Annotated in this window: 20 protein-coding genes; 8 read left to right on the top strand and 12 right to left on the bottom strand. The window is 47.8% G+C overall.

All coding sequences use genetic code 11. The annotated features are described in order from the left end of the window. Window positions 1–80: 80 nt before the first annotated feature. Both porY and FN124_RS00970 read right to left on the bottom strand, forming a co-directional pair. The gene (gene porY / locus FN124_RS00975; protein ID WP_142682931.1) at window positions 81–1,364 is read right to left on the bottom strand and encodes a PorY family sensor histidine kinase; all 1,284 of its coding nucleotides are present in this window, start codon (window positions 1,362–1,364) and stop codon (window positions 81–83) included. Between the two features lie 24 nt (window positions 1,365–1,388). Then, window positions 1,389–2,060, bottom strand: a complete 672-nt coding sequence (locus tag FN124_RS00970; RefSeq protein ID WP_142682930.1) for a response regulator transcription factor — start codon at window positions 2,058–2,060, stop codon at window positions 1,389–1,391. Between the two features lie 268 nt (window positions 2,061–2,328). Between FN124_RS00970 and FN124_RS00965 the strand changes: the two genes are divergently transcribed. Further along, a complete protein-coding gene (locus tag FN124_RS00965) occupies window positions 2,329–2,721 on the top strand; it encodes a hypothetical protein (RefSeq protein WP_142682929.1) in 393 nt (130 codons plus the stop codon). A gap of 74 nt (window positions 2,722–2,795) precedes the next feature. Here the strand turns inward: FN124_RS00965 and FN124_RS00960 are convergent, their stop codons facing one another. Together FN124_RS00960 and FN124_RS00955 are read right to left on the bottom strand one after the other, a co-directional pair. Next, window positions 2,796–4,061, bottom strand: a complete 1,266-nt coding sequence (locus FN124_RS00960; RefSeq protein WP_142682928.1) for a glycoside hydrolase family 99 protein — start codon at window positions 4,059–4,061, stop codon at window positions 2,796–2,798. Between the two features lie 218 nt (window positions 4,062–4,279). Continuing rightward, window positions 4,280–7,189: a two-component regulator propeller domain-containing protein gene (locus FN124_RS00955; protein ID WP_142682927.1), complete on the bottom strand. Its 2,910-nt coding sequence runs from the start codon at window positions 7,187–7,189 to the stop codon at window positions 4,280–4,282. Between the two features lie 210 nt (window positions 7,190–7,399). Here FN124_RS00955 and FN124_RS00950 point away from each other — a divergent pair, with 210 nt between their 5' ends. Genes FN124_RS00950 through FN124_RS00935 form a run of 4 tightly spaced genes read left to right on the top strand, consistent with a single transcriptional unit; the run spans window position 7,400 to window position 12,378 of the window. Then, window positions 7,400–8,572 (top strand): DUF5009 domain-containing protein, encoded by a 1,173-nt coding sequence (locus FN124_RS00950; RefSeq protein ID WP_142682926.1) that lies wholly within the window; start codon window positions 7,400–7,402, stop codon window positions 8,570–8,572. Window positions 8,573–8,591: 19 nt separating this feature from the next. Further along, a complete protein-coding gene (locus FN124_RS31110) occupies window positions 8,592–10,460 on the top strand; it encodes a glycosyl hydrolase family 18 protein (RefSeq protein WP_221887705.1) in 1,869 nt (622 codons plus the stop codon). Window positions 10,461–10,493: 33 nt separating this feature from the next. Further along, a complete protein-coding gene (locus FN124_RS00940; RefSeq protein WP_142682925.1) occupies window positions 10,494–11,252 on the top strand; it encodes a ThuA domain-containing protein in 759 nt (252 codons plus the stop codon). Window positions 11,253–11,262: 10 nt separating this feature from the next. Then, window positions 11,263–12,378: a redoxin family protein gene (locus tag FN124_RS00935; RefSeq protein WP_142682924.1), complete on the top strand. Its 1,116-nt coding sequence runs from the start codon at window positions 11,263–11,265 to the stop codon at window positions 12,376–12,378. Here FN124_RS00935 and FN124_RS00930 read toward each other — a convergent pair. The 8 genes from FN124_RS00930 to FN124_RS00895 form a co-directional block, all read right to left on the bottom strand. Then, window positions 12,337–13,473 carry a serine hydrolase domain-containing protein gene (locus FN124_RS00930; protein ID WP_142682923.1) on the bottom strand — a complete coding sequence of 379 codons (1,137 nt, stop codon included), beginning with the start codon at window positions 13,471–13,473 and terminating at the stop codon, window positions 12,337–12,339. The genes FN124_RS00935 and FN124_RS00930 overlap by 42 nt on opposite strands. Before the next feature lie 4 nt (window positions 13,474–13,477). Then, the gene (locus FN124_RS00925; RefSeq protein WP_142682922.1) at window positions 13,478–14,275 is read right to left on the bottom strand and encodes a PhzF family protein; all 798 of its coding nucleotides are present in this window, start codon (window positions 14,273–14,275) and stop codon (window positions 13,478–13,480) included. Window positions 14,276–14,280: 5 nt separating this feature from the next. Further along, window positions 14,281–15,489, bottom strand: coding sequence for an MFS transporter (locus FN124_RS00920; protein ID WP_142682921.1), 1,209 nt, complete (start codon window positions 15,487–15,489; stop codon window positions 14,281–14,283). A gap of 384 nt (window positions 15,490–15,873) precedes the next feature. Then, the gene (locus tag FN124_RS00915; RefSeq protein ID WP_185937046.1) at window positions 15,874–16,458 is read right to left on the bottom strand and encodes a TetR/AcrR family transcriptional regulator; all 585 of its coding nucleotides are present in this window, start codon (window positions 16,456–16,458) and stop codon (window positions 15,874–15,876) included. A 360-nt stretch (window positions 16,459–16,818) separates the two neighbouring features. Then, the gene (locus FN124_RS00910) at window positions 16,819–17,031 is read right to left on the bottom strand and encodes a hypothetical protein (RefSeq protein ID WP_142682919.1); all 213 of its coding nucleotides are present in this window, start codon (window positions 17,029–17,031) and stop codon (window positions 16,819–16,821) included. 135 nt (window positions 17,032–17,166) lie between these two features. Further along, on the bottom strand, window positions 17,167–18,930 hold the full coding sequence (locus FN124_RS00905) for an ABC transporter ATP-binding protein (protein WP_142682918.1): 1,764 nt from the start codon (window positions 18,928–18,930) through the stop codon (window positions 17,167–17,169). Next, window positions 18,914–20,656, bottom strand: coding sequence for an ABC transporter ATP-binding protein (locus FN124_RS00900; protein ID WP_142682917.1), 1,743 nt, complete (start codon window positions 20,654–20,656; stop codon window positions 18,914–18,916). The genes FN124_RS00905 and FN124_RS00900 overlap by 17 nt, the downstream gene beginning before the upstream one ends. Before the next feature lie 209 nt (window positions 20,657–20,865). Then, window positions 20,866–21,432, bottom strand: coding sequence for an NADPH-dependent FMN reductase (locus FN124_RS00895; RefSeq protein ID WP_142682916.1), 567 nt, complete (start codon window positions 21,430–21,432; stop codon window positions 20,866–20,868). 391 nt (window positions 21,433–21,823) lie between these two features. Here FN124_RS00895 and FN124_RS00890 point away from each other — a divergent pair, with 391 nt between their 5' ends. The 3 genes from FN124_RS00890 to FN124_RS00880 all read left to right on the top strand — a co-directional run bounded on the left by FN124_RS00890 (window position 21,824) and on the right by FN124_RS00880 (window position 24,461). Further along, window positions 21,824–22,453 carry a helix-turn-helix transcriptional regulator gene (locus FN124_RS00890; protein ID WP_142682915.1) on the top strand — a complete coding sequence of 210 codons (630 nt, stop codon included), beginning with the start codon at window positions 21,824–21,826 and terminating at the stop codon, window positions 22,451–22,453. A gap of 170 nt (window positions 22,454–22,623) precedes the next feature. Beyond that, complete coding sequence (locus tag FN124_RS00885) at window positions 22,624–23,211, top strand: RNA polymerase sigma-70 factor (protein ID WP_185937045.1); 588 nt, start codon at window positions 22,624–22,626, stop codon at window positions 23,209–23,211. A 74-nt stretch (window positions 23,212–23,285) separates the two neighbouring features. Continuing rightward, window positions 23,286–24,461 carry a FecR family protein gene (locus FN124_RS00880; RefSeq protein WP_142682913.1) on the top strand — a complete coding sequence of 392 codons (1,176 nt, stop codon included), beginning with the start codon at window positions 23,286–23,288 and terminating at the stop codon, window positions 24,459–24,461. The last annotated feature ends 75 nt before the right edge of the window (window positions 24,462–24,536 follow it).

The raw sequence follows: 24,536 nt of genomic DNA, 5'->3' as shown, positions 1-24,536 counted from the left end.
GATGAGTCGTCCTAAAATAGGTTGACACTTTTTAGGACGACTCATCCAAAGTAATCCAATCAGCGTAATCAGCGAAATCATCAAAATCCTGAATCAGACAAACTCCGCGTAACCCGGAAAGTGTGTTCTCCATTCATATAAGCGTAGTCAACGCTGAAGCCATAGGAGTCGGCCATTTTTTTGATGATAGCCAGTCCAAGCCCATTGGAGTTAGTGTAGTTGCTGTTATGCTTTTTAAACCGCTGGAATAGCACGTTGCCGGGTATTTCAGGCAGTTGGCTGGTGTTTGAAACGGTAAATGTATCCGTTGTAATGCGGATGGTAATATTGCCCCGCGTATAATTGTATTTAATGGCGTTCCCCAACAGGTTACTGACCAGTATATCGGCGAGGGCAGGGTGCAAAGGCCAGGGAGATGTGGCAGCCATTTCCTTGCGGATCTGCAGTTCTTTTTCTTTAATCAGCTCTTCAAAAAGCTGCAGGTATTTTTCAACAACCGCGCAAAGATCCGGTTGTGCTGTTACGGGGTATTGCTGGTTTTCTATTTTAGCCAGCAGCAGGAGGTTGTGATTGAGGCGCGACAGGCGTTGCAGTTCTTCATAGCTGGCAAGGATACTGTTCTGTTGTGTTTCAGAAAGCGTATCGTCCTGTAGTAATAATTCCAGTTTGCTTTGTACGATGGCGAGGGGCGTTTGCATTTCATGGGCCGCATCTTCCGTTAATTCCTTCATACTGGTATAATCGCTGTGAATGCGGGTGGTCATGCTGCTCAAAGCAGCATTCAGCTGGTTAAATTCATGGGTGGTGGTGCGTTCAAAAACAATGGTTTCCAGTTTGTTCAGCTGCAGCTTTTGTATTTTGCCGAGCGACTGGTAAAACGGTTTCCATACACTTTTGCTGATGAGCCAGTTGGAAAGCAGCACAAATAACAGCAGGCCCCCAAATGCTGCCAGCATTACATGGATGATGTTATTTACCAGGTCATCTTTTTCAATGATCGATTTACGCAGTACCAGTTCATAATTTTTATCATTTACATGGATCACCTGTGTAAGCTGCCGGAAAGGAGCGTAGGTGTTTTCCGGTTCCTGGTAAATGTCTACACTTTTCAATTGATGTTTGCTTTGTGCAGCATTTTCCGTAGGGCGCAGGATAAATTCCGGTGTATTGATACGGAAAATGGGGTTATCCACACGGGCCGTATCGAGATAGCGCATCCACTGCAGCTTGTCGTTCACAAGTTCTTCATCTGTTTCATGTTTTATCTCTTTATTGAATTTTGAATACAGGTAAAAGGCGCCTGCTGTAAAAACAGGTAGCATGATCAGCAGAAAATACAGTGTTGTTTTAGTTAGCAGTTTCATGTACACAATCTGTTTTTAATAGTGTTACCCAAAACGGTAACCGGTTCCATACACTGTTTTGATATAATCGTCCCCACCGGCTTCCAGCATTTTTTTCCGCAGGTTTTTAATGTGGGTATAAATGAAATCGTAAGAGCCGGCCTGGTCGTATTCATCGCCCCACAGATGCCCTGCCAGCGCCGATTTGGTAACAACCCGGTGCTGGTTGGCAATGAAATACAGTAACAATTGGTATTCTTTTCCAGTGAGGGTAATGGATTGGTTGTGCACCAGCACCGTTTTGGAGGCGGGCTTGATAGTGATTTCATGAAAAGTGACCGTGGTATTGCCGTCGAAGTTTTTCCGGCGTAAAATAGCATTTACCCGGGCATTGAGCTCCGACAGGTGGAAGGGTTTGGTGAGGTAGTCGTCCGCTCCGAGCTCAAGCCCGCTGAGCTTATCTTCCAGGGAATCCCTGGCTGAAATAATGATAATGCCCGCTTTGGATTCCAGTAACTTCAACTCTTTTACTATATCCAGGCCATTGCCCTTGGGAAGACCTATATCTGCCACTATACAATCGTAATCAAATTCATTGACCTTGTCAATGGCCTGCGGGAAATCTGCCGCCAGCTCGCAAATATATCCCTGGCGTTCCAGGTAATCCTGTATGCTGGCCCTGAGCGCAGGCTCATCTTCTATAATCAGCACTTTCATGCACTAAAAGTAGGTATAATTCCTAAAGGAATTCTGTAGTGGAGACAGGTGCTCCGGATGGCAGCGGTGGCCTGCTTTCAAAGGCCCTATGAGTAGGCCTCCATATGATGGAATGCGTATCAGGAGGATTTTGGGGAGAAACATCCCCGGTCCGGTTTTTCATCATTTTTGCGTTATATGAAAACTGTACAGGCCCTGTGTATCGTAAATACATTACCGATATCATACCTTATCATATGGGCATTCTATGAGTAGTTATTTTAAAATGATGACAGATAGGCTACTGCCGAGGAAGATACCCCAACCGGCTGTTTCCGGGCGGAAAGCGACAGATGATGATACAAGGGAATTGTGCGCATTGATGGATAATATACCCAATGCAAAATCAGTAGCGGCCATGTACAGGCATCTGATGAGCAAGGGCCGGCTAACGGAACACTATACCAGCGGGGATCCAGGCAGAAGATGGCTGGAAGTGGAGCAGCTGGTGCTGGACAGGAATATGAGGCGTAAAGAGAACCGGCGCAGGTTAATATGGATGGTGTTGATCTTTATGGCTGCGGGCATTGTTTCCTATTTCAGTGGCGCTTACCTGCTGACCAAGAAAAAAGCCCCGGCCAACGCAGGCATTACAACAAGTATGTTTTATACTTTTTTGTAAGATAAAAAGTAATGAAAAAACAACGTCCCGGTAACCATTGGCTACCGGGACGTTGTTTTTATTACCTCGTAATATTATTTTCTTTCCGGCATTTTCGTGGTCAGTGGTTTTTCATTGCGCAGCATCTTTGCGGCTTCCCCGGTTAGCCACAGGTAATGATCTGATGGTTTCCCGTCTAAATTTATAAATGGGGTGGTGCTGCTCACCGGTGGCTGGTCGCTTGCTTTAAAGATGGCTGTGGCTTCGTTTACTTCATCAAACATGGCTACATACAACATGGTGGCGCCGGCTGTTAAGGCAGTGGAAATCTGCTGCCAGTAAAAGCGCCCGCCCTGGCGGGGGATAGAGCCTACGGGTTTCACATCATCCGGGAATTCATAGCGGCTTAAGTTATGCCAGCTGAAGCCGGGATATACACAAGGCACATATTCGATATGATTGGCGCGGCACCAGGCCAGGTCATCGATAAGGTTATCACGGAACCGGTCCATATCGTTATGCAGCAGCGGGGAGTAGCGTTGCACCGTCCACGGCAACACTATATCCGCCTGTTTGATGATGGTATGCAGGTAAGGATCCGGCAAACAATCCGCGTTCAGGTTGCGCCATGCAGTAGGCACGCCCAGCATAATGGCGCAACCGCCATACACCGGGTCATTTTTCAGGAAATCGATGAGCCGTTCCAGGCCGATATTGCGGAGGTTATAAGGGCGATCGGGAAAACCAATGCCCCAGATGGCTACTACCGGTTTACCATTTTGTTGCAGGTAAGTTTTAGCGCCCGGCTGATTGGTTACCTTCAGCTGATCCACCAGGTACTTCCAGTCTTCAATAATAGCGGAACAATCTTCCCCATGGGCGCTTAACCCGGAAAGATCATACATTACGGCAATAGCTCTTTTGTATTTTGAAGCAGCAGCGAAGGCATTTTTCAGGATAACGGAAGAGATACTGTCGCGGTGTTTGGCATTATTAAAAAAACGTTGCATGAATACGCCGTCTACCCCATATTGCTGCATCCATTTAAAATGGATATCCACGGTGCTTTTATCGTAAGAACTGAAGAAACGTGCAGCCTGCCCGTTGGCCAGCCTGAAAGGAGTGGCATATGTTTTTTCATACTCGCTCACATCCGGCCACATATCTATACCACTGCGGGTTTCATCGCCATAGGAAAAGCGGCGTGCGCCGGAGCCATCGCCTTCGGCCCGGAACCATCCCTGGTAACCGGCCATCACCAGGCCATGATAAGTAGGGTACTGCGATTCCCTGCTGTGTTTCAATTGTGCCAGGGCGGTTATGCTCAGCAGGGAGAGAAAAGCTGTTAAAATACGCTTCATATGTATACTGTTTGTTATTAACGTGGAAACGGTTGCTAAAAAGAGGAGAACCCGGCTTGCCCGGATTCTCCAAAGGTTTTGCATTCACCTTAGTTGTGTACCCGGCATCAGTGCCGGAACAAGGTGCAAGTAAAGCGGGAAGGACTAACAGGAGCGTTAACAAAGCATTAATTGCAGTAATTAATAGCCTGTTAACGCTATTAATTTCAGGAAAAGGCCTATTCTGTTACTTTTAAAAGAAAATCAAAGAGATTTACGGTGGTTTCCAGTTGTAATTTTTTGCGGAGCCGGTACCGGCTGATCTCTACGCCTTTTACAGAGATATTCATGAGCTGCGCAATTTCCTTGGAGCTTAAATTCAGTTTGAGGTAGGCGCACAGCTTCAGATCCGTGGATGTGAGAGCAGGATATTTCTTTTTGATGATGCTGAGAAAATTATGGTGTACTTCATCAAAATGCGCAGCAAATTGTTCCCAGTCGCTGTCGCCTTTCTCCGCGTCTTCCAGCAGCCGCATAACCGGTTTGAAATCGCCTGCGGCGCCGGGTAAGGTGTTTTTTTTCAGCAACAGCAGCAACTCCTCGCGGATGCGCGCTACCAGCTTGCCGCGGTTCACCATATGCATAGTAATGGTGGCCAGCTCTTTATTCTTCAGGTTTACCTCGGATGCCAGTTTATCATGTTGAAGAGTGATAAGCTCTTTCTCATTTTTATAAAGCTCCAGCTGGTGGAGGTAGTGGAGTTGTTTTTGTGCGGCCTCATGCTGAGCTTCCAGGTGCTGCAGGCGTTTCCTATGTTGCCGGAATAACCACAGGAGGAGCGCAGCGGCTGCCAGCAGGTAGCCTGCATATGCCCACCCTGTTTGATACCAGGCTGGTAATACTTCAAAAGTATAGCTCACCGTTCCGGAGATGTTGCCGGTATTATTGCGGGCCCTTACGGAAAAAGTATAGGTGCCGTAAGAAAGATTGGTATAGTCCTTTTCTGTGCGCGGCGACCAGTCGGACCATTCCCGGTCCAGTCCACTGAGCTTGCAGCTGAATTCAATGTTGTTTTTCTGCGGGTATACATTGGCGGCGTACTCAAAGTGAAACGAGTTCCATTTTTCCGGCAGGCGTACCAGCGGACGTTGCCCTGCAGGGGGAACAATGTATCCGCCAAATATCAGGCTGTCTTTCGGAGAAAAGGCGGTCACGCTGCTGAGCAATACGCTCAGGTGGGTGCCAGCATTCATATATTCCCTGTAGTTGATATGATAAACGCCTTTACCGGAGCAGATAAAGATATTTTCTTTATCATAGGGATAGATATAACCGGGACTGGTGCCTGCCTGGGCCGGCAGCCCGGGAAACCAGGTGATGGAAAAATAGCTGCTGTCGGCGGGATGGTTGAAATCCACTACGCCGGTGAGCTGGTTACTTACAAACCAGATGTTACCTTCTTTATCTTCTGTGAGATATCTTACTGGCATCTCTTTAAAAAAAGGTTTAAAATAGGCAGATGGCTGTATCCTGCCAGTGACGTTGTTGTATTCGTACACGCCTTTTTCGGTGGCTATAGCAATACGGTTCTTCACCCGGTACACAAAGTTGTTGGTGCCGGCAGGTAAACCGTCTTTTTGTGTAAAAATGGTTTTACGTGTTACGGTTTTTTTGTCGGCCGACAACTCCATCCGGAATACGCCCCTGTATGGGTGCGAGCCCCAGATGATGTTATGATCGGCGGCCAGGAAGCGCATGGATTCATAAAGACTATCCAGTTTTACTATATTTTCCGGTTGCGGGTTTTTGGTATAATTCAGCAACAGCAACCCTGTATAGGCGCCGGCCAGCACCTGTTGCTGAAGGCGCGCATCGGGCTGCAGCGGCAGGAACGACCAGATGCCCTGGTTGCCGGACAGCTGGATGGCGCTGCCGTTGCTTATCATAAAGGCGCCGTCCTGGTGTCCCATGAGCAGTTGTTGGTTTACTTCCTGCAGGCTCCATACCTGTCCCCTGGTGTTTCTTATTTCGGTGAAAGTGCCGCTGTTGGCGCTGAGATCTTTTTCCTGTGGATCAAGGGGAAGCGCAAAGAGGCCATTGGAGGTACCTACATACAGCTGATGGTTAAAAACAGTGATGGCGCTGCCGGATACCTGGCTGTTCCTGTCGGGATAGATATGGTGCAGGGGGCTGCTGTAATTCACCAGGTCGATCCCGTTTTCAAGCCCCAGCCAAAGGTTATGGTCCTTGTCAGAGAAGAGGCAGCGGATATTATTATGCTGCAATCCCTCACTGCGGGAGAAATGCCTGAAAAGACGGCCCTGGCCGTCGATGATAAACAGGCCGTTACCGGTAGTGCCGATGGCATATTGATTATCCGCAATTTTCACGGCGCAGTTAACACGGTCGTTGAGGAGGAGAGGATCAATACCGGTTTTATACGGGGCAAGGATCTTATTGTGCAACAGGAACAGGCCATTGGTAAGAGAGGTTACCAGCAGGGTATCGCCGCGGTAAGGCGTAGTGCTGCTGATCCGCAAACCAGTGGTGGGTATATTATGACAGGCCGGTTCCCATTTCCCGTTTTGCAGGATAAGCAGTCCCATGCTCCGGTCGGTAGTATATAACAACCCGTTGGCCCATGCCATCATCAGCCATCCGCCCGGTGCATCAAAGAAAGTGATCCTGTTTTTTTTAAGCTCAAAGATGCTTTCAACGGTTCTGAAATACACTACATCTCCCGAAATAATAATATCCCAGATATCAGCAAACTGGTGACCAACGGAGGGAACCAGGTGTTTCAGGGAATGATAGACCAGGTTGCCATCGCTGGAGGGGAAAAAGTAACCGATTTCATCATGACCGCCTGCATAGATCCTGCCGCTGCTGTCAAGCGCCAGGGATCTTACTGCGGCCTTATTGGGTAACCGGTGCAGTTTCCAGTACCGGCCGTTGAAGGTAAGCAGGCCATCGTTGCCGGCCATATACAGGATGCCGTTATTGCCCTGCCGGATACAGTTAATACCGGCGCCGGTATGAAAATCATTACTGCTGTAATTAATGATTTCGGGGAGACCGATAGTATGCTGCGCCCCGGAACGCTGAAGAAGGCCGGTAAGTAGTAAAAGGAATATCAGGACTCTGTACATAGACAAAAACAAAATAGGTTTTTTCCATGAAAAATTTTCGCTGTAGTGGTAATGTAGTGGTGCTAACCGGCCGGGATCAATTGATTTTCAATACTGGTAGAGGCAATGTTTAGGCGGAAAAGTAGGGGTTAAGTAGATTAATCCGGATATTTGTTTTCACAGGAACAACGATCCGTTATCTTATCTTCCTGTATCCATAACCCGAATTTTATGTCAGCCAAATCCAACAGATTACTATCAATTGATGCCTTCCGCGCTATTACCATGTTACTGATGATCTTTGTAAATGATGTAAGCGGCGTACATGATATCCCGGCCTGGATAGGACATGTGCGCGGTGATGAAGACGGGCTGGGATTTGCAGACATCGTGTTTCCCACCTTTCTTTTTATTGTGGGGCTTTCCATTCCGTATGCCATTGGTCACCGTATTCAGCAGCAGCAATCCTTTATTAGAATTGAAATTCATATTATATTAAGGTCGCTGGCGCTGATTGTAATGGGTTTTTTTCATGTGAACCTGGAAAGTTACAGCAGTGCTGCTTTGCTGCCTTATGCCGTTTGGGAGATCCTCATTACGCTGGCTTTTTTCCTTATCTGGCTGGATTACCCGGTTTCCCTGTCAAAAACGTTGCGGTACACGCTTACCGGCAGCGGCATTATATTACTGGTGTTAATGGCATATCTCTATAAAGGCGGGGATCCGGATCATCCGCATGGTATGCAGCAGTCGTGGGGCGGTATCCTTGGCATCATCGGGTGGGCTTACCTGGTAAGCGCCACTGTTTACCTGCTCATCCGGGGACGATTTATGTGGCTAACAGCAGCGCTGTTGCTGTTCCTGGTTATTAACCTGGGTACGCACGGAGGCTGGTTGCCTTTCTACTTACCTGTTATAGGTGATGCGTCTTCTGTAACCCTGATCATGGGCGGTGCATTTATTTCCGCGTTATACAGCCGTCTTTTACAACAGCAACGCATAAACGCTGTATGGGCTTACCTGTCTTTATCAGGGATAGGCGCTATTGTACTGGGGTTCCTCGTAAGACCATACACCGGCGGTATTTCCAAGATAGGTTCCACACCGGCCTGGGTATTGATTTGCGGCGGCATTGCCATCCTGCTGTTTGAGCTTTTAATTTTCCTGGTAGATGTGAAAGGCAAATTCCACTGGTTCAGGATCATCAAACCAGCGGGCACCAGTACGCTTACCTGCTACCTGATGCCGTATTTGCTGTATGCTGTTTTTACGCTCACTCATTTTCATTATCCCCACTGGTTTAATGCCGGTGCCGGCGGAATTATCCGTTCGTTTGCAGTAGCCTTTGTACTGATCATCCTGGTGGGCTTCCTGGAAAAGAAGAAATTACGATTAAAGATCTGAAACATTCAAATCAACAGATATGATGAAGTATTTGCACTCACCAAAGAAAGGAGGTATCAGTTTTTTAATGCTACTACTCCCGGCTTTACTTAACGCTACTACCCCTGCGCCACGGATGTCTGAACAACATACCGCAGCGCAGGTGAAGCCGGTGATCATCGGCTATGTAGGCGGGTTCAGGGGATTGGTGAATACAGACAGGATTGCGCCCCGTAAGCTCACGCATATTAATTATGCATTTGTGGATGTGCAGCATAACCGCGCGGTGCTTACCAATGAGAAAACAGATACGGTAAACCTGCGCCGTATCAATGAACTCAAAGCCATTAACCCGGAGCTGAAGATCCTTATCTCCATCGGGGGCTGGGCATGGAGCGAAAATTTTTCCGATGCCGTATTAACGGATACATCGCGCAAGGCCTTTGCAGTGAGCGTAGTGAATATCATCCGTACCTACAAACTGGATGGGGTGGATATCGATTGGGAGTATCCAGGCCGCCCCGGTGAGGAAGGCAATGTTTACCGCCCGGAAGACAAGCAGCATTTTACGCTTATGTTCATGGAACTGCGCAGGGAGCTGGATAAACTGGAGAAAGAAACCCATCAGAAAAAGCTGCTTACTACAGCGGTTGGCGGTTTTGCAGCATTCCTGGAAACAACGGAAATGGGGAAGGCGGCCAAATACCTGGATTATGTAAACCTCATGACCTACGATTTTTATTCAGATAAGAAAGCGGGGCATCACACAAATATATATACGCCGGCAGATAACCCTGGTGCATTATCAGGCGATAAGGCAGTAAAAGCCTATGTGGCCGCTGGTGTGCCAGTGGAAAAACTGGTAATGGGCATTGCTTTTTACGGACGTCGCTTCCAGCTGGCCGACAGCACCGGCACCGGGCTCGGAGGGAAGATCCTGTCTCAGTCTTTCGGTAAAGGCTATACGTTTACAAAAGACAGTCTCGTAAATAAAAACGGTTTTCATGCCTACCGCGACGAAAGCGCCAAAGCGCCTTACCTGTTCAATCCTTCCACGCGGGAGTTTATAACGTATGATGATGAATGGTCAGTACAAAACAAATGCAATTATGTAACCGCCCATAAAATGGGCGGCGTGATGTTCTGGGAGTATGCCTCCGATGAAAAAGAATACCTGCTGGATGAAATCAACGCCACCTTGTATCCCAACCGTAGCAAACCTGCTTTTGAGGCCTTGGTGCTGTATGAAAACGGTGGGCATCACCTGGCATTTTCCAAAGCGGCCAAAGCCTGGCTGGATAGCCTGGCCGCAAAAAGACATATCCGTCTTACCTATATCACAAATACCGATGCTATTAATGAAGCATACTTAAAACAGTTCCGGCTTTTCATCCAGCTTGATTATCCCCCTTATGGCTGGAAGCCGGTAGCAGCCGATGCTTTCGAACATTACATCAACGAAGGGCGTGGTGGCTGGATTGGTTTCCATCATGCCACCCTGCTGGGTGAGTTCGACGGCTTCCCTATGTGGAACTGGTTCTCCAACTTTATGGGCGGTATCCGTTTTACCGGCTATATCCCCGGTTTTGCCGATGGAACGGTGACCGTGGAAGATAAGAACCATCCTGTAATGAGGAATATTACATCTCCCTTTATAATTAATAAGGAAGAATGGTATACCTACAACAAAAGCCCGCGCCCACAGGTACATGTGCTGGCCAGTGTGGATGAAGGTTCTTATGTGCCTGCTTCTGATAAGAAAATGGGCGATCACCCGGTTGTATGGACCAATGAACATTATAAGGCCAGGAATATTTATATTTTCATGGGGCACGGCCCCGCCTTGCTTGGTAACACTGCCTACACGCAATTATTTGAGAACGCTATATTCTGGGCAGCCGGCGAATAGCCAATGCTGCCCCTGAACCCAAACACAAAAGAAATGAAAAGAAAACCATTGTTACTATTCCTGCTGTTGCTGGCGGGTGCCACAGCTGTTGCCGCTACGCCCGCAAAATTTAAGGTGCTGGCCTTTTTCAATGCCGGGGTGGAGCCCGATCATGTTGACTTTGCCAATGATGCAGTGATATATTTCAAGCAGCTGGCCGCTGAAAAACATTTTCAATTTGATACCACTACCAATTGGGACAATATGAATACGGCTGTTCTGAGCAGATACCAGGTGGTGATATGGCTGAACTTTTTCCCGACCACGCCCGCACAGCGGGCCGCTTTTACCAATTATATGGAGCATGGCGGCGGCTGGATCGGCTTTCATGTAGCAGGGTACAATGATAAATATACGCAGTGGCCCTGGTTTGTAAACTTTCTTGGAGGGGCTGTATTTATCAATAACAACTGGCCTCCACTCCCTGCCAGGCTGCATGTGGATCCTACCAGTCATCCCGTTACCAAACACCTGCCGGCCGATTACCTGAGCCCGGCAAATGAATGGTATCAATGGGAACCCAGTCCCCGGTTAAACAAGGATGTGGAAGTTTTAGTAACTTTAGATACCGCCAATTACCCGCTCGGAAAAAAGAATCTGCTGACCTATGGCGATATCCCGGTTGTATGGACCAATAAAAGATACAATATGCTGTATGTAAATATGGGGCATGGGGATAAGATTTTCACGGACTCGTTACAGAATAAAATGTATGAAGATGCCATCCTTTGGGTGGGTCGTAAGAAAAAATAAACCATTTAACATGGAGAAGAATTTTCTTATCAGCAGCATGCTCTGTTTCGTATTGCTGCCGCTATTGTTGCAAGCCCGGCAATTGCCTATAGGCGTAGCAGCGCCGGATTTTAATCTGCCCGCCACTGATGGGAAAAATTATACACTATCGTCTTTTGCAGATGCCAAAGTGCTGGCGGTGGTGTTTACCTGTAATCATTGTCCTACTGCACAGGCGTATGAAGAAAGGATAAAGCAGCTTACTTCCGACTATGCGGGGAAAGGCATGCAGCTGGTGGCCATTATGCCTAATAATGCAGAAGGGTTGCGGTATGATGAACTGGGATATACTGACCTCGGAGATTCTTTTGATGACATGAAGCAGCGGGCAAAAGACAAGCAGTTTAATTTTCCTTATTTATATGATGGCGATAGTGAAACAGTATCGCGCGCATATGGGCCTATAGCTACACCGCATATTTTTATTTTTGATAAAGACAGGAAGCTGCGTTACCAGGGGAGGATTGATGATATGGAAAATCCTGCAAAGAAGCCGGGGTCAACAGATGCGCGGAATGCAGTTGAGGCATTGTTACAGCAACGTGAAGTACCGGTGACCGTTACGAAGGTTTTTGGTTGTTCGGTGAAGTGGAAAGATAAGAGCGGCAGCGTGGAAAAGTCGATGCAGGCATGGGCAAAGGAGCCGGTAAGCCTGGATACTGTAACGGTAAGCGGCATTAAGGAGCTACTGAAAAATACATCCTCCAACCTGCGGCTTATCAACATATGGGCTACCTGGTGTGTGCCGTGTGTGGCAGAGTTCCCGGAATTTATTATCCTGGCTAAAACATTCAGTGAGCGTGATTTTGAATTTGTAAGTATCAGTGCAGATGAACCTGAAAAGAAAGATAAAGTGTTACAGTTTTTAAAGAAGAAATATTCATCCGGGAAGAATTATCTCTTCACCGGGAAAGATAAGTATGAGTTGATTGAGGCGGTAGATCCCAAATGGCAGGGTGCTTTGCCTTATACTGTATTGGTAGAGCCGGGAGGTAAAATCGTATATGCGCAACAGGGAGAAATAGATCCGGTTGCCCTCCGTAAATTAATTTTTCATAACCGTATGATCGGTCCTATGTATAAATAGATCTCTATCCGGCCATTTTGTATTGGGGTCGTTTACCGCCTTCCACAGTAACCCGTCCAGGTCGTTGAAGAAGCTGCCATCGGTACGGGTATTGCAAAGCATTACCCAATTGAATCCTTTGTGTGCGCGTATTATTTCGCTGGCAGTGCCGGGAAGGGAACCGGAGTGCCACCAGTTATGATAAGGATTTACAGCCCATCCCAGGGCATAGCCGGGGTTGGCTTCAGAACCGGTGGTCATAGCGGTAATAGATTTTATATTTAGTATATCCGCCGGCGCCGGGAATCCGTCTATATGCACCATCAGGCGGGCGAGATCTGTGGCGCTGGCTATCCATCCTCCGTGGGCATCCATGCGGGAAATGTTATAGATATAGGGTTGTTCCCCATGCTGGCCATAGTACACTACTTCCTGTGGTTTTCTTTGAGCAGGTGTGTTGCCGCCTGTTTGCATATCAGTAATGCCGCAGGGCCGCAGCACTGCTTTTTTTACATAGTCTTCATAAGGCATACCTGATACTTTTTCAATGATGCGCCCGAGAATGCAATAACCAAAATTGGAGTAAGCGTATACTGTTCCGGGAATATTGTCCAACGGCTGATGATCAATGGTCCATGAGATCAGTTCATCTGCAGTCATGCGGGGATGGCTGAACATCGGATCTGCGTTGTTGTTGGTCCACCCGCCGGAAGTATGTTCCAGTAACTGCCGTATGGTGATCTTTTTCAGGTTGTCTGCGTAGGGAGGTGTTCCATAACGTATGCCGAGCACGGCGTTGGGGCCAAATACCCGGTCGTTGAGCGACAACTTTCCTGCCTCTGCCAATTTTAATATAGCCGTGGCTGTTATACACTTCGATACGCTGGCAATGCGGAAGAGGTGTTGCGGGGTTAGAGTGATATGTTGTGCCGTATCTGCATAACCATAGCTGCGGGCATATACCAGTTTGCCGTGGTAGGTTACTGCAACTGACATACCCGGTACATGATATTGATCCATAAAAGCCTTTATGGTGCTGTCTATCTGCGGGAGGGATTGCGCACCGCCGGAATTTGCTGTCAGCAGGCATACCAGCAGTATAGGTATATATCTCATGAAATTAAGGTACAAAAATATTTCCTTCCAGGTAGGTTTTGCAGGTACCTCCAATCAGTACACGGTTGCCGGCATCCACGCAGTAGAGCTTTCCTGTTCTGGCAGATACCTGAAGGGCAATCATTTCTTTCTTATCCAGCTGGCGGCTCCAGAATGGGATGAGTGAACAGTGGGCCGAACCGGTTACCGGGTCTTCAAAGATGCTGGCTTGCGGGGTAAAGAACCGTGATACAAAGTCTACGTGTTTTCCTTTGGCAGTTACAATGATGCCGCCCGGGTCCAGGTTGATCTGGTCGAGTATGGCTTTGTCTGGTTGAAGGTTGCGTACAATATCCTCGTCGTGATATACCAGGATATAATCCCTGGCCTTTAGTACTTCCATAGGATATACGCCAATTCCTTTAAGGATTTCTGTTGGCAGGGTAGAAGGCACTGCTGGTCTTGATGGAAAATCAAGTGTGAGCAGGTCGTTGTTTTTAGAAACCACAAGGGGGCCGCTTTGTGTATGGAATGTGATCTGGTGCATGTCCCATCCCATGTGATTGAACAGCACATGCGCACTGGCCAGGGTGGCGTGCCCGCAGAGGTCCATTTCTATTTCCGGCGTGAACCACCGGAGCTCATAGTGCCCCTGCCTGCCGGAGGGAATAAAGAAGGCCGTTTCCGGCAGGAAGTTTTCCGCTGCGATCTTCTGGAGTATCCCTGTTGGCAGCCATGCTTCCAGGATACATACTGCTGCCGGGTTTCCGCCAAACAGCTCATGTGTGAAAGCATCTACCTGGTAAATGGGTATATGCGGCATGACGGTTATTTTTGGTGTTGTAAAGTAAAGGTATTGCTTTTTTGTGCGTGTATCTTCCGGGGAAGGGTAGTGGCCCAGAAAAGTAGCCCGGTGGCGCTGAGTGTGCCGCCCAGCAGGCATACGGCCGTCCACCCGGCATAGGCATACACCGTGGTAGCGGCAATGCTGCCGAAGCCGCTGCCAATGGAATAGAACAGCATGTACCCCGCTACCATGCGGTTCCTCGATTCGGGCCGGATATTATAAAGCATACTTTGGTTGGTAACATGCACTGCCTGGATGGCCAGGTCCAGCAGGATGATACCGGCAATAAGCGCGGCCATTGAATGGGTCGCAAATCCCAGCGGCAGCCAGGAAACCAGTAGTAATGCCAGCGCTGCGCCTGTGGTCCACTGGCCATGGCCCCGGTCGGCCAGCCTGCCCGCACGGGCCGCGCCCAATGCGCCTGCCACGCCAATTAATCCGAACATACCTGTTACAGAAGAGGAAAAGGAATAGGGCGGTGCGCTAAGTGGCAATACCAGCGATGACCATAACACACTGAAAGCAGCGAAAATAAAGAAGGCAATAATGGCGCGTACCCGTAATAAAGGCTCTTCCAGGAATAGGCGGAAAACTGAAGCCAGGAGTTGGGGATAAGTGGCGCTGGTTTTTTGCGGGTCGTTAACAGGTAATGCCCTGTATAAGGCGCCGGCGATAAGTAACATAAGAGTTGCAGAAAGAAAGTATACCGCCCGCCACCCGGCTATATCTGCAAGGGCGCCGGATACCGTTCGTGCCAGCAGGATACCTAGCACCACGCCGCTTGTAACGAGGCCCACCACGCGACCACGCTCTTCCGGGGCAGCTAGTGTAGCGGCATAGGCCACCAGTGTTTGCGTAACTACAGCCAGCAATCCTACTGCTGCGATGCCACCAAGGAAAAGTAGTTTAGCGGGCGCCCAGCCAACGGTGATCAATGCTGCTGCAGCCAGCAGCAGCTGAACGGCAATCAGTTTACGTCGGTTGAATAAATCGCCCAGTGGCAACAGCAGCAGCAACCCGAGGGCATAGCCTGTTTGCGTAACGGTAATTATAATGCCTAATGAGCGGGAAGGAATATCCAGGTCGTTTCCCATCCTGTTAAGCAGGGGCTGTGCATAATATACATTGGCAACAGCGAGCCCGCCCGCTACTGCAAAGAGCAGGGCGGTATAACGGTTAATTTTTTGCATAAGCCCAGTAATTATTTTGTACTATTTGGTACATAATAAATGAAAGAAAGGTGTTAATGATTCGTTGCCGGGTAAAGATTTTTAATTGTGCTCTGGTTAGAAGGTGTGTTGGTTTTAAGTATTCCTTAAAATAAAGCCGGATTTAATTGTAGCTGTGACTAGCTAAAGGTTTTAAGTACTCCTTACTAATAGAGGTGTATTTAATTGGAACCCTGGCTAGCTAAGCGTTTTAAGTATTCCTTCTTAATGAAGGCATATTAATTACAGCACCGATTAGCAAAGGGTTTAAATATTCCTGATCAACAAGATACTTTTAGCTGTATGCTGGCGAGCTAAGGATTTTAAATACATTCCTGGGGAAAAAGGTATTTCAATGGCTCCTTATTAGTCAAGTACTTTCAATTGTGTTTCTATCAGCTCGGAGAGCGCATCATTATCAGGGTAAATCCGCCGGGTAATGCCCAGCCCGTTCCAGTTGTTGAGAAGAAGACGGGCCAGCACTGCCGGTTCCAGCTTTGAATGCAATGTGCCTTGTTTTTTTCCTCTCAGCAGGGCATCAAGAAAAAGCGCTTCCAGCCCCTGCAGGTGAGTGGCGGCCCTTTTCATCATTGGGTTTTCGATATTGGAAAGCTCTGCTACTGCATTGCCAAAAATACAGCCATTCTGATGTTTCGCCCTGGTGCTATGTGCAACCCTGCGAAAAAATTCGCGGATATATTCCACCGGGTCATCTGCTGCATCCAGTTCTCTTCTGAACCGCGCCATTGCCTGGTCGCTGCGCAGGGCCAGCGCCCTTTCATACAGCTCTTTCTTACCGCCTTTAAAAGCCAGGTAAAAGCTGCCTTTGCCTATGCCCATCGCCTCCAGCAGGTCTTCCGTAGAAGTAGCTTCATATCCCTGGCGCCAGAAAACATCAGCGGCTTTGCTGAGCACTTCCTGGTCATCAAATATTTTTGGTCTGCCCGACATATCTCTCCCTTTTATCATCCAAAGATATATTCTTTACCAAATAGTACAAAATTTTTTAGAGCGGAGGAGATTGCCTCAGTTTAGGATTACACTGATTTGTTTGGTTTGATCATCGTTTGTTTTACAGGAAGAGCTGATTAAGTTTTATAAGGGAAATGAAGGGCTGTTTGGTTTGATCATCGTTTGTTTTACAGGGAGGGCTGATTAAGTTTTATAAAGGAAATGAAGGGCTGTTTGGTTTTATCATCGTTTGTTTTTTAGCAAAGAGTGTTTGTTGATTTGATTTTTTAGACAAGGAGATAGAACCAGATAGTCATCCATGCAACTCACAGGAATTGCCTGCTGAAGAAAACAGGAAGTTTAATGATGCGGGGTTTGCGGGTGAAGCAGGTTAAATAATGCTTTTTGCAGATCGTCGTTATGAAGATTATTTAACTGCTCCGTCTGAATTTCGTAAAAGGCAGTTTTCTTACCCAGCAGGCCTATTACAAACGTATGACCGGCCTGCACCGGTTCGCCGGTTTGCGGATGCTTTTTTGATAGTGTTACCACTACATCTTTGAATTTTGACATATGGTGAATATAACAAAAATTCAGGACTTCCGCCCGCTTACTTTGTGCACCGTACGGTTATAACATTGCAGCATCCGCATGAAAGGCACTCTCACAGCTCCACGGTAACTTCTGTTCGTTGGGTGAAACAAGGGATCAGCTTGCCCTTACGCCGTGCAACAGTTTTTCCATCGCATTTTGTAAAGAGCCTGCCCGTGTCACTTCTCCCGAATTCACAAAAAATATTTCATCCGCATTTTCAATGGTATTCAAACGGTGGGCAATGATCACCCGCGTGGTGCTTTCAGGTAATTTTTCCAGTATTTCTCCGAGTAACTGTTCGGTCACCGTGTCGATGTTGGCGGTGGCCTCATCCAGGATCAGCAGGTCGGGCTTACGCAGCACGGCGCGCATAAAGGCTATCAGCTGCTTTTGTCCCAGACTTACACTGTCGCCCCCCGAAAGGACCTTCGTTTCCAGCCCGTTTTCAAAAATAGCCAGCAGCTTTTCAAGATTGGATTCCCTGATCACCTCTGTGAGTTGTTCGTTGGAAAAATCTTTGTAAGCAGGATTGCCATACAGGATATTTTCTTTCACCGTTCCGGTAAACAGGAAAGGCTCCTGCAGGATGAATCCTATTTTCTGAGAACGGTCTTCTGCACTGTAACTGCGGATATCCCTGCCATCCAGCAGCACCATGCCCTGTGTGGGGTCGTACAATCGGGCAATCAGCGAAGCGGTAGTTGTTTTACCGCCACCGGTTGGGCCCACCAGTGCATATGTTTTCCCTTTTTCCAGGGAAAGATTGATGTTGTGCAGGATCTCTCTTCCTTCGGGATAACCAAAATGTACGTTCCTGAATTCCAGCAATGCGGTGGTATTGCCGGAAGCCGCAGCAGCAGGCACTGTTACCAGGTCCGTTTCCAGTCCGAGTATTTCAGAGATCCTGTCCCAGCCGGCCATCGCCACCTGGAAATTGGCCCATAATGTGGCCAGTTGCCGCAGCGGATTATAAAAATAAGTGGCATATGCCAGGTAACTAACGAGTAAGCCTATACTAAATTCACCTTGTGTGATCAGGTAGATGCCTCCGGTTAATACCAGCAATTGTGCGATACTGGCGCACATGGCGTAGAACGGCAGGAACACATTGTTGGCAAGCCCGGTGCCAATAGCGCTGCGGTAGTTTTTTTCATTGGCATCATGGAAACGTTGCCTGAAATAATCCCGGCGGTTAAATGCTACTATCACTTTAAAATTGCTCAGGCTTTCCTGTATTTCGGCACTCATGTTACCTACCGTTTTCAGGTTCTCGGCATTTTTCCTTTTTACCCAGGGCGACAGTATCCTGGTGAAGAGGAGTATCAGTAAAGCCGGCGCCAGTGCGGCAATGCCGACCTTATAATTGATGATGAGCAGGAAAACGCCTGCACCGATCATGGTGGAAATGTTACCCACAAACTGCATCAGTGATTGTGAAAAGAACTGGTTGAGTTTATCTGTATCATTATTAACCCGGGATATAAGGTCGCCAGCTTTGTTCTGGTTAAAAAAGGCTACCGGCAGTTGTTGTATCTTACTGAAAATAGCATTCCGGAGGGTAAACAGGGTCCGCTGGCCAACGCCGCCCATCAGCTTTGTTTGGAAGTAACTGGTGAATAATGCTACCAGGTACAGCCCCAGCAGTATACCTGAAAAGACCAGTACGCCGTGATATTGCTTATGCTGCACATAATGATCAATGGTATAACCTATTAAAAAGGGTCCCAGCAGGTTAAGCACGGAATTAACCAGGATAGCCATTAAAGCTACTGCCAGGTTCCTTCTTTCATGCGAAATCAGCTTCAGCAAGTTTCTGAATGCGGAGTAGTTGGAAATCTTCTGCTCTTTCTCCGTAAACTTATTAAGATTGTAATTCATAATTGCTGGTGCTTTGTTGGGAATTAAATATCTGGATGTATTCCGGGCTGGTATGCAGCAGCTCTTCATGTTTGCCGCTGGCAATAATTTCACCCTGCATGAGCAGGATGATCTGGTCGTAATGCGTCACCGAAGAAATTTTCTGCGTTACGGAAAGCAATGTGATGCCGGGGTATTCCGCCTGCACATTTGTAAGGATTTTCTTCTCGGTATTGGTGTCTACACGGGCGGTGAAATCATCCAGCAGCAGGATCTTCGGGTTGATAGCCAATGCGCGGGCCAGCATGATACGTTGTTTCTGTCCGCCGGAAAGACTGGCCCCTCTTTCTGAAACGATGGTATCCAGTTTTTCAGGAAGGGTTTCGGTAAATTCTTTCAGGGCAGCCGTGCGCAATGCTTTTTCCATGGCCGCTTCGGTAACGGTTTCATTGAACGCTATATTTTCCCGGATGCTGATATTAAAGATGATGCTGTCCTGGAATACAAAGCCCACCTGACTATGAAAGGACTCGCTGTTGTAATCGCTTACCGGGCGCCCATCTACCAGCACTGTGCCGGAAGAAGGTTTGAGTAAGCCTGTAAGCAGGTATAGCAGCTGTGTTTTGCCGGCGGCGGTGGGCCCGATAATGGCCACCTTCGACCCTGCTTTGATGGAGAAGGAAATATCCTTGAGCACCGGTTTCTGGCCGTAGCTAACGTTTACCTGCTGAAATTCAATATCTCCCTTAACAGGCGTAGTAACATCACCTGCCGGCATAATGTCCGGCATGTTGATCACATTACTGATCCTTTGATAGGAAGCGGTGGCCTGGGCAATAATATTGCTCATAAAGCCGATCACCAGTATCGGGAAGATCAGTAAAGCAAGATAACTGCTGAACGCTGCATAATCGCCGAGGCTCATGCTGCCGGTTATCACGAAATGTCCGCCCAGCGCGAGGATGATGAGGTTGGCAATACCTGCGGTAAATGTGATCACAGGGATCAGCCCCGCGAAGAGCTTTACTATAGACAACCCAAAATCCATTGCTTTGCCGTTGGCATCCAGGAATTTCTGGTACTCCAGCTGTTGGGAATTGATTACACGGATCAGGGCTGCGCCAAGTATACTTTCATTGATCACTTTATTCAGCCAGTCCATTACTTCCCGGCTTTTTATGAACAGGGACCTTACTTTGCGTAATACCAGGAAAAAGGTGATCCCTATTACCGGCAGCGTGGCAATCACTGCCAGCGCCAGTTCCCAGTTAATGGTGAGCAGCAGTACGCTGGCGCCTATAATAATAAACAGGGACGACACCAGTGAAACGATGGCCTGAGAAACAAACAGCTTGATGGAATCCACATCGGCAATAAGGTTGGTGAGCAACCTGGATGGATTGGCCTGTTCCACCCAGGCATAGCTCTGGCTGGAAATCTTGTCTGATATTTTAGTGCGCAGGTTGCGCGCTACTTTTTCCGACACATATGTTTGTATGATGTTCTGCAGATAGGTGAACAGCAGGATAATGACCACCGCTACCAAAAATTTTATCAACAGCGCATTCAGCTGGAAAGTGCCATGCTCATAGCTGTCGATCCCGTTCCCGATAATTTTGGGTAACCACAGATTGAGACCATTGCTCAGCAGTGTAAACAGGATCAGCAAACTAACCATGCCCGCATAGGGTTGCAGGAGACTGAAAATGCCGGCTTCTTTCTTTTTACTACCCTCTTTTTGTTTCATTATTAACTGGTGTGTTTAGCAGGACGCGGCTTTTAAAGGGATTTCCATATGAAGACGAATCCGCGCTGCAAATATTGCATAATATCACAACAAGATATTATTTTTTTCACGCTTCGTGGCAGGCGTTATCGGGGAGGAAAGGGAATCGGCGCAGGAAAAAAGCAACCAGCGCTGGCTCCTGCCCGTTGGAACCAGCGCCGGTACTTGATCTATACAGCTACCGCTGCTTTCTTTTTTTCGTAAACAGCGCTGGCAAGCCAGTAGAATTCATCCAGGAAACGGGCCGCGGATTTGGCGGTATGTTCGCTGGTAAGTTCCTGTGTATCTGTAAATGCCCCATATACTTCCGGTACCAGCAGTTTTACCGGTAGTGCATAAGCCCCTACGCTGAGTATCACCTGTTGGAGTTGTGTAGCGGCATTGATACCGCCGAGTTTCCCGGCGCTGACCGTAACAATCCCGATGACTTTCCTGGAGAACTCGCTGCTGAAATAATCCAGGGCATTTTTCAGTACACCCGAAAAGCTACCATGGTATTCAGGTGTAACAAATATCAGCGCATCGGCCGCATGCAGGCGAAGACTCAGGTCCTTTACCACCTGTGGCAGTTGCGGATGAACGCCCACGCGCTCTTCCAGCATTGGGAGCTGTGTTTCGGCAAGGTCTACCAGGTCGGTGTCCAGGCCTTTATCTGTTAGTTTTTTCTGCAGGTAGTGCGCAATTTTCTGTGATTGCCTTCCCTGCCGGATACTTCCGATTAATATGGCTATTTTCATTTTTTTTGTTTTTAGTAAGACATGCAACTACCTGTACCGGTAATAACATTCCGGCAGTAACTGATAGTTCGCACTGTAAAATTGCTACCGGCCGGAGGGCCCTGCCGGCCGGTAAATGCAGGAGCGCAGTATGCATACGTATCACCGGTTGTGCACACCATATACATATGCGCTGCGCGCTGGCATATGTACGGATGCACAGGGTATATTGCGGGGCAGGCAATGAATATTCATACACCTTGTTATACTTGCGCGGGAGCAAGGCAGGCAATGAGTGCACACATTATTATACCCCGCCGTGTTGCCGGCGTACGTAATACAAAGGATCATTTTCTTTATGGAACAAAGATAGTATCTTTGCTTAATAAACCAAATAAACACTTTGTTTATTATGAATAATAACCTGGCAGATAATGAGCGGGCGGTATGGATCCTGAAGGCACAGGGGCCGCAACCTTTGTGTAAACTGGCGGAGGAACTGAAGGTAACAATGGAAGGCGCCAGGTTTCAGCTGCTCAAGCTGGCAAATGAGGGATTGGTACAAGCCACCACGGAGGCGAAGGGCAGGGGCAGACCTAAACAGATCTGGTCGCTCACGGAAGCAGGCAATGCCCGTTTCCCCGACCGACACCAGGACCTTGCATTACGTTTGCTTTGCAACATGAACAAAACGCTTCCTCCTGATATGGTGCAGAGCGTGCTTGATGCAACGGCTCAAAGTGTCCTGGAAAAATACCAGGAAGAGCTGAAGGGCGCTACCACTTTGGAAAGCCGTGTGCGCATATTAGCGGATATCCGTAACCGTGAGGGTTACATGGCCTCCTGTGTGGATGAAGGGAACAGTTATCTGCTCATAGAGAACCATTGCCCCATCCAGGCGGCGGCTACCTGCTGCAGCCGGTTCTGCCAGTCGGAACAGAAGATGTTTTCCACTATCCTGGGCAAACATGCAAAAGTAGAGCGCCTGGAGCATATATTGGAAGGACAGCGCCGGTGCGTATACCGCATCACCGGGAAATAATGCGGCCTTTAAACAGCTTCACAGGCATCTGACAAGCTCATGTATTTTTCTCTTTATCTATAATTAATCAGCTTTTATCGGTATTTTTATACCGATAAATCATCGTTTATATTGCCAGGAGGGTGTTTCCAGGGATGATAGAGGAGTATTCAAACAAGGAGCATATTTTATTGCAAAAGTTCGCTGGTGGGGAACAATCCGCATTCCGCTTCATATTTAACCAGCACTACAAAGCATTATGTTATTTTGCCTTTACCATTGTTGCAAACGCACAGGAGGCGGAAGACCTTGTGCAGGAAACCTTTTCAAAGCTGTGGAACAAGCGGGGCGACTTCCAGTCGGCCGCCAGTATAAAAGCCTTTCTTTTCATTGCCACCAAAAATGCCTGTCTCAATTTTCTGAAAAGCCGTGAACGGCTCCATGTAAAGGAAAAAGAATTTTCTTATTTACAGGAAGATGAGGCCACTACAGAAATGGCCGGCTTCGACCCGGTGTTTACCGAAACAGAAATTATTCATCAGCTGTATGAAGAAATAGAACGCCTGCCAACACAATGCCGGCGGATCTTTAAACTAAGCTATCTCGAAGGAAGAAAAAATGAAGAGATTGCCACCAGTCTCCAGATTTCCTATAATACCGTAAGAGCGCAGAAACTACGGGCGCTCAAGCTGATCAGGAGCAGCCTGATCAAAAAGAACATCGTGCCGTTACTGGGCATTTATATCACCCTGATCAAATATTATTACAATTATTATTGATCCCTGTAAATTTTTTTTGAGATTTCTTTAATCGAAAACAACATCCTGTTGTTTCTATAGTAAAAGAGGTGAGTTTGGAAGCAGATCAAAACAGTGAAACAAAGCGGATTGCATACCTGGTAAGCCGTTACCAGCAGGGCGTGCTAACGGCAGCTGAAGAGGAAGAACTGTGCGCGTGGCGGGATGCCTCCGCAGAGAACCGTCTTTTTTTTGAACAGATGACTGATCCGGAGATCCTCCGCGAAAAGCTGTTACAATACGAACAATTTGATACTGCCGCCGGTTGGGCTGCTTTCAGCGCAAAGCACTTCCCGGCAGAAAATAATACACCGGTACGCCGTATGTACCGGTGGAGGAGCGCCGCCGCGGCTGTATTGCTGCTATTGGGAGCAGGCATATATTTTTTCCGCCCTTCCGCCCCGCCTGCCCCGGTAGCGGCGCTCACCACAACGCCGGTATTGCCCGGATCCAGCAAAGCCACCTTAACATTGGCAGACGGCTCGGTAATACAACTCGACAGCAGCGGTAACACCGTGATCAAACAGCAGGGAGCCCTCATTCATCTGAACAAAGGCCAGTTGCAATACAACACACAGGACTATTCCGCGCAAACCACCCTGAATACACTGGCCACTCCCAGAGGCGGGCAATTCCGCCTCACATTACCGGATGGCACCAGGGTATGGCTGAATGCAGCTTCGGCTATCACTTTCCCTACGGCTTTCCGGCAGGAAAAAAGAGAAGTGGAAATAAAAGGAGAAGCATATTTTGAAGTGGCTGCCGTGGCAAAAACGCCTTTTTATGTAAAGATCAGTCACCAAACCAACATAGAAGTATTAGGCACCAGTTTTAATATCAATGCCTATACAGATGAACCAGGCATTAAAACGACCCTTATACAAGGCGCCGTAAAAGTAAATGCAGGCAACAGTTCCAGGGTATTATTACCCGGTCAGCAGGCATTGGTAAAAAGCCCTGGTAATATTGATATCGTAGCGCAGGCAGATACTGCGGCGATACTGGCCTGGAAGAAAGAGGAATTTTATTTCCGCGACGCAGACATCCCCACCGTGATGCGTCAGCTGGCCAGATGGTATGATGTAACAATTGTTTATGCAGGTAATATCCCTGCCCGCCGTTTTCAGGGGGAAATTCAACGTAACCTGCCACTGGCGGATGTATTGGAAGGACTGGAAAGTACCGGTATCCATTTCCGCCTGAAGGGACGCAGCATTATCGTGGAACCATAGTAACAGCGGGCTTATTTTTTAGCTATTGTCAACAGAACGTTTATGCACAACCAACTTTAGTTTTTATAATGCTGC

This window comes from Chitinophaga polysaccharea (genome assembly GCF_902150045.1).
In the GTDB taxonomy this organism is placed as follows: domain Bacteria; phylum Bacteroidota; class Bacteroidia; order Chitinophagales; family Chitinophagaceae; genus Chitinophaga; species Chitinophaga polysaccharea_A.
This window is presented reverse-complemented; position numbering and strand designations above follow the sequence as displayed.